The following is a 6,250-nucleotide window of genomic DNA, read 5'->3' as shown; positions in this document are numbered from 1 at the left end:
GTACCCAGCGGTGGTGGTGGTCACGGCGGTGGTGGCGAGGGTGGCGGCGGTGGTGAGGGTGGTGGCGACCCGGAGAACACCAATCGTCCCAGCGGTGGTGGTGGTCACGGCGGTGGTGGCGAGGGTGGCGGTGGTGGTGAGGGTGGTGGCGACCCGGAGAACACCAATCGTCCCAGCGGTGGCGGTGGCCATGGCGGCGGTGACGGTGGGGGCGACGGAATCGGCGCAGGCAGCCAGGAGAACATCGGCCGGCGTCCCGGCGGTGTCGGCGAGCCCGGCGGTGGTAACCGCATCATCGTGCAGGGCGGCCTGCCCGCCTCGGGCGGGGGTGACAACGGTGCTCACATCATCGTGCAGGGCGGCCTGCCCGCCTCCGGCCTCGGAGACGCTGCCGCGCACCTGGCGGACTCCGGCCCCGCCGCGGAAGGCGACGCAGGCTTCGACGGCGGAACGTTCGCCAGCGGTTCCGGCGCAGGCTGAGCCACCGCATGCTCTGCCGTGTCTGTCGCGTCCACGTGCGGCGCGACTTCCCGTACTGCCTGCACTGCGGCACCCCGCGCCGGGGTGCCGCACCGACGTCGTACGCCGCGCCTCAGCTGCGCGGCCTGGACGACCCCACCCTGCTCGTCTCGCTGACCGGCCCGGTCACCACGCTGGGCCGGGGCGAGGACAACGACGTGGTCCTGTCAGACACCAGCGTCTCGCGCCGCCACGCCCGCATCGTCCGCACTGCTGAGGGCTTCCGGATCGAGGACCTGGATTCCTTCAACGGCACCGCCGTCGGCGGCGTCGACCTGCACGGCGGTGCGGCCGGCCTTGCCGACGGCACCGAGTTGTCCGTAGGCGACGTACGCCTGGTGTTCGAGCAGCCCCGCGACACCCGGATCGGCTCGCGGACGATGGTCGTCGGCACCGAGCTGACCCATCTGCCCACCGCCGGACAGGCGGGGCAGGAAGAAGCCCCCGAGGCGAACGGCCCCCTCACCGCGCGCCCCCGCCGCCGCTCCAGCTGGGCCCTCAAGCAGATACCCACCGAACGCGGCGCACCCCGCTGGGTGCTCAGCAGCACCCGCACCGGCCGCTATCTGGAACTGGACGAGCGCCAGGTCTTCCTCTGGCATGCCGTGGACGGCGAGAACACCGTAAGGGACCTGCTGTTCGCCTACGCCGAGCGCTACGGCGAACTCGCCCTGCCCCGTATCGAGTCCGCGCTGGCCGCGTTCGCGGACGCCGGACTGCTGCGTGGCCTGCCCGGGCGACCGGAGGAGGAGCGGCCGAAGGGCTGGCGGCGGGTGACGCGTGCCGTGTACCGGGCGCTGCTGAAGCTGGAGGTGTCCGTCCCCGGCCTCGACCGACTGGTGACGCGGCTCTACCAGGCTTTCGGCTGGCGGCTGTTCACCCCGACCGGTGTGCTGCTCGCCTGGCTGTCGGTGGCCGGCGGCCTCGTCGCGTTCTTCGCCGCGAAGGGCCGGCACCATCTGCTGGACTTCGGCGGGGCGGGCGTGTGGGGCCCGGTCCTGCTGGCCGCCGGATACGTGACCGCGCTGCTCGTCCACGAGCTCACGCACGCGCTGGCCGTGAAGTCGTACGGCCGCAAGGTCAGGCGCGGCGGGTTCCTGCTGATGATGGGCATGCCGTTCGCGTTCGTGGACACCAGCGACATGTGGTTCGGCTCCCGCTGGTCGCGGGTCGTGGTGGCGCTGTCCGGGCCGCTGTCCACGGCGGCGCTGGCCGGCTGGTGCGCCACGGGCGCGGCCCTGCTGCCCGCGGGACCCGCCTCAGCTGTCCTCTACCACCTGGCCTTCGGCCTGTATCTGAACACCCTCTACAACTTCAACCCGCTGATGCCGCTGGACGGTTACCAGGCGCTGACCGACGCCCTGCGCCTGCCCCGGCTGCGCGAGGAGGCCAGCGCCTACTTCCGCACGGGACTGTGGCGGGACCTGCGCGTGGGCAACCGGCCCGGCCCCCGTCAGGCCGGCCTCGCCGCCTACGGTCTCGCGGTCGTCGTGGGCACCTACGGCTTCCTCGGCCTCGCCCTGCTGGCCTGGCACTCCCGCATCGGCGACCTGCTGGACGGACGCCTGCCCGAGCCGTGGCCAACGGTGATCGAGGCCGCCGTGGTCGCCCTGGTCGCCTTCCCCGTGTGGTCCGCGCCCGCGCGTTGGCTGCTGAGGCGGGTACGGCGCCGACGGGACGCGAAGGACGTACCGCAGGGGGCCGGGGTCCCCGCGCCGGTGGAGAGGACAGCATGACCCAGGACACGCACACCGAGGGCGGCTGGGCCGTACCCGGCTACGCGGCCGTCCGGACGCTCGGCGAGGGAGCCGGCGGCCGGGTCGTCCTCGCCCGGCACACCGCGACCGGCGTGCCCGTCGCCGTCAAGTACCTGAGTGAACGCCTGCGCACGGACCGGGAGTTCCTGGCCCGCTTCCGCGCCGAGGCCCGGCTGCTCGGAGAGCTCCGGCACCCGTGCGTGGTGCGGCTGTACGAGTACGTCGAGGCACGCGCCGGTGCCGCGATCGTGATGGAGGCGGTGGACGGCGTCAGCCTGCGCCAGCTGCTGCGCCGACAGGGGGCGACCGGCCCCGAGGCCGCGCTCGTCCTGCTCAAGGGCTCCCTGCTGGGGCTGGGCGCGGCCCACACGGCGGGGGTCGTGCACCGCGACTACAAACCGGAGAACGTCCTGGTCCGCGCCGACGGCACCAGCGCGCTCGCCGACTTCGGCATCGCGGTGCACAGCGGCCGGGAGACCGAAGTCGCCGGCACACCCGCCTATATGGCACCTGAGCAGTGGAACGGCGAGCCCGCCGGCCCCGCGGCCGACGTCTACGCGGCGTCCGTGGTGTTCTTCGAGTGCCTGACCGGCCGACGGCCGTTCCCCGGCGACGACATGACCGCGCTGCGCCTGCAGCACCTGCGCGCATCGGCCCCGCTGGACGAAGTACCCGCGCCGGTGCGTGGTCTGCTGCGCGCGGGCCTGGCGAAGGACCCGGCGGACCGGCCCGGCGTCGAGTCGTTCCTCGCCGACCTGGAACGGTCGGCCGTGGAGGGCTACGGCGCCGACTGGGAGGAGCGCGGCCGCCGCCGGCTGGCCGCACTCGCCGCGCTGCTCGCCCTGCTGTTCCCGTTCACCACGACCGCGACCCTGGAGGGCTCGGCCAGTGCGCTGACCCTGCTCGGTCGGCTGAAACGCGGGGGATGGAAGGTGGCGACCGGCGGGGTGGCCGCGCTGGCGGTCGTCGCGGGCGGAGCGACGTACGCGACGGGTCGCCCGCACGAGACGTCGACGACGGTGGCGAGTTCGACCCCCACCCCGGCCAACTCGCCCACAGCACCCGGCACTTCACCCTCCCCGTCCCCTTCGGCGAGCAGCGCCCCGCCCACGGCCGACGCCTCGCCCACCACCACCCCCTCGGACAGCCCGTCGGCCTCGCCCACGCCGTCCACGGAAACCACCGCACCGGCCGGGACGCCGACCACCGAGTCCCCCGGCCCGGCCACCCCGGGCACGGTCACCCTCACCATCGGCTCCTGGCAGCGTGGACAGAGACCAGGCACGCTCATCGCGGCGGTGACGGTCGAGACGACGGGCACCGGTCCGCTGACCGTCACCGCGAACTACTACGTCGACACACCCGCCGACCCGTACGGCTCCCGGTCCCAGCCCCTGTCCGGGAGCACGCGGTACGACCTGACCTTCGAGGCCGATTTCTCCAACCACCCGTGCCGGGGGACCTGGGAGGTCTCGCTCAGCAGCGACCCGGCGGCGGTGAACGGTCCCCAGACGGCCTCCCTGGACGCACCGCCGTGCTGACCACACTCCCCAGGGACCGGAGACCCGAGAGACCTGAGAGCCACTCCCGCCGCGACGAGAACGGATCGACATGACGACAGCCACCACAGTGGCCGGCCGGCCCCTGTCCGGCTGGTCACGGCACACACGCCACGGCACCTGGTACGCCCTGCTCCCCTCCCGGCCCGGTGAGCGCACCCTCGGCGCGCTGCGCATCGACCGCGCCCTTCTGGCACCCGAGGGCACGCGCGAGCGCCTGGCGGCCGTGGTGCTCGCCACGGCGAAGCTCAGGCTGCCCGGACTGCTCGGCACGGTCGACCTCGTGGCAGAGGCCGGTGAGGTGTGGCTGCTGACAGCTCGGCCGCCGGCCCCCACCCTGGCCGATGTCCTGGCGTCGGCAGGCGGCCCCCGCCCGGACGCGGGCAGCGCGGCCAGCATCCTCAACGAGACCGCACAGACCCTCCTCGCCCTGCGCACAGCACGCTTGCCCCATGGCCCACTCGGCCCCGACACCGTCGTGATCGCCCCGGACGGTGTCGCCCTGCTGGCCGAAGCGGAGTTGGGCGCGGTGCTGGGCGACGCGGCCGCCGTACCGGTGTCGGGCGGCACGCCGCACGCCGACCGCGAGGCAGCAGTCGCCACCGCTGCCTGGGCCGCCCTGGCCCGCACGCTCGGCGACGCCTGGACGCAGCCCAGAACCCCCGCGGCGGACCTGTTCGCCGACTGTGCCGCCACCGCCGAGTCGCAGGGGCTGGCAGCGGCCCGGGAGGTGTTGGTCGCCGGACGCGCGGCGCTCCCGGCCGACTTCCTGCGCCGCACGGCACTTCGCGCGGCGGCGGTCGCGTCGACCCCGGAGTTCGCGCCGCCGAAGGCACCGGCACCGTCCGTCGTAGTGGCCCCTGGTCGCCCGGCTCGGCGGACGGACTCCCACCCGGTGCCGAACGCAACCGACCACCCACGCCCCACCGCTCCCGAAGAGCCTGCTGCCCCGCCCGACCGTTCCTCCCGCTCTTCAGCCACCGTCGGCCGGCCCTCCACGGCGGTCGACACCCGCACCACCTCCGTCCCCGACCCGCGAGCCTCCCTGGCCGCCCTCGTACCTCACCTCTCAGCCGCCGCCGACCAGCCCACCACGGTCGCCCGCGCACGCCGTTCCCATGCCGCGGACACCCAGGCGACCGTCCTCGGCAAGCGCAACCGTGTCGTCCCGTCTCCGGTGGAGGCAGGGGAGGACTCCGGCGGGATCCTGCTCCGGTTCGGGCCCGGGATCCCGGTGGAGGAACAGGACGACCTGCGCGCCCGATGGCGGACCGAGGCGGCGGTTCCTGCCTCCGTCCGCTCGCGGCGCGGGCGACGGGGCTGGATCGTCACCACCGCCGTTGTCGTGATCGCCGCCGTCCTGCTCTGGCTGCTGTTGCGCCCGGCCCCGGCTCCCGCGATCGTCGCCGTCCGGGTCCAGGCCCCCGCCGGGCCGTTGCACTGCGGTCAGACGGCCGACCTGATCGGTGTCGTCACCACGGACGGGCACGGTGGCCCCGTCACCTACCGGTGGCTGCGCGCGGACGGTCAGGACTCGGGCGAGCTCGTCCGCACCGCCCACCCCGGTGAGCGCCGGGTCAAAGTGCACCTGCGCTGGACGGTCCGCGGTTCCGGCCGCTTCCGGGGGACCGCCCGCCTGAGGATCGCGCACCAGCCGACCCCGATCGAGGCAAAGGCGAGCTTCACCTACGTCTGTCCTTGAGGAGTCCGTCCCTGAAGCACCTGTCCTTGGGCGCACTGCCGACGTGAGCCGCGTCGCATCGGAGTGGGCCCGGGTTGCTATGCAACGAGTTGCATAGCAGGATCGACGGCATGGCGCTCGAACACGCGATCTTGGTGTCGCTTCTGGAGAAGCCTGGATCCGGCTACGAACTGGCCCGGCGCTTCGAGCGGTCCATCGGCTACTTCTGGACCGCGACCCACCAACAGATCTATCGCGTGCTCAAGCGCATGGAGAACGACGGCTGGGTCGACGTCCGGGACGTCCCCCAGCAGGGCCGCCCGGACAAGAAGGAGTACTCCGTCGCCGACCTCGGCCGGGCCGCGCTGTCCTCCTGGTTGCAGGATCCGATCGAACCGGAGAGCGTCCGCCACGACCTGGCCGTGAAGATCCGCGGCGCCGCCTTCGACGACCCGGCCGCTCTGATCCGCGAGGTGCAGCGGCACCGCGAGGCGCACCGGGACCGGCTGGCGCACTATCGCGCGGGAGAGACGCGCGACTTCACGGGACCCGAAGCAAGCACGGCCGCTCCTGGTGCGCCGCTCGACGCGGAACGAGAGCTCCAGCACGTCGTCCTGCGCGGCGGCATCGCGTACGAGCGGATGATGATCGACTGGCTGGACGACGTGCTCGCCACCCTGGCCCGGTTCGGTCCCGGCCGCTGATCGGCTCCGTTCCCGCCGCCGCTCCTGCCG

Annotated in this window: 5 protein-coding genes; 4 read left to right on the top strand and 1 reads right to left on the bottom strand. The window is 73.7% G+C overall.

Annotation, left to right across the window (positions count from 1 at the left end; genetic code table 11):
- Nucleotides 1-399 (bottom strand): hypothetical protein (locus ACWDAG_RS12390; protein WP_450695534.1); only part of this gene is annotated, 399 nt, incomplete at its 3' end.
- Nucleotides 400-515: 116 nt separating this feature from the next.
- On the opposite strand from ACWDAG_RS12390, the gene ACWDAG_RS12385 reads away from it, so the two are divergent.
- The 4 genes from ACWDAG_RS12385 to ACWDAG_RS12370 all read left to right on the top strand — a co-directional run bounded on the left by ACWDAG_RS12385 (nucleotide 516) and on the right by ACWDAG_RS12370 (nucleotide 6,220).
- The gene (locus ACWDAG_RS12385) at nucleotides 516-2,255 is read left to right on the top strand and encodes an FHA domain-containing protein (protein ID WP_450695533.1); all 1,740 of its coding nucleotides are present in this window, start codon (nucleotides 516-518) and stop codon (nucleotides 2,253-2,255) included.
- Nucleotides 2,252-3,817 (top strand): serine/threonine-protein kinase, encoded by a 1,566-nt coding sequence (locus ACWDAG_RS12380; protein ID WP_450695532.1) that lies wholly within the window; start codon nucleotides 2,252-2,254, stop codon nucleotides 3,815-3,817. The genes ACWDAG_RS12385 and ACWDAG_RS12380 overlap by 4 nt, the downstream gene beginning before the upstream one ends.
- 70 nt (nucleotides 3,818-3,887) lie before the next feature.
- On the top strand, nucleotides 3,888-5,537 hold the full coding sequence (locus ACWDAG_RS12375) for a hypothetical protein (RefSeq protein ID WP_450695531.1): 1,650 nt from the start codon (nucleotides 3,888-3,890) through the stop codon (nucleotides 5,535-5,537).
- A 110-nt stretch (nucleotides 5,538-5,647) separates the two neighbouring features.
- On the top strand, nucleotides 5,648-6,220 hold the full coding sequence (locus ACWDAG_RS12370; protein ID WP_450695530.1) for a PadR family transcriptional regulator: 573 nt from the start codon (nucleotides 5,648-5,650) through the stop codon (nucleotides 6,218-6,220).
- Nucleotides 6,221-6,250 lie beyond the last annotated feature (30 nt).

Source organism: Streptomyces sp. NPDC001157 (assembly GCF_053598255.1).
The sequence above is the reverse complement of the archived record's forward strand: the minus strand, read 5'-3'. Positions and strand labels throughout refer to the sequence as shown.

Coding starts and splice junctions, on each gene's coding strand:
- ACWDAG_RS12380 (WP_450695532.1), top strand. CDS start 2,252: ATGACCCAGGACACGCACACCGAGGGCGGCTGGGCCGTACCCGGCTAC.
- ACWDAG_RS12375 (WP_450695531.1), top strand. CDS start 3,888: ATGACGACAGCCACCACAGTGGCCGGCCGGCCCCTGTCCGGCTGGTCA.
- ACWDAG_RS12370 (WP_450695530.1), top strand. CDS start 5,648: ATGGCGCTCGAACACGCGATCTTGGTGTCGCTTCTGGAGAAGCCTGGA.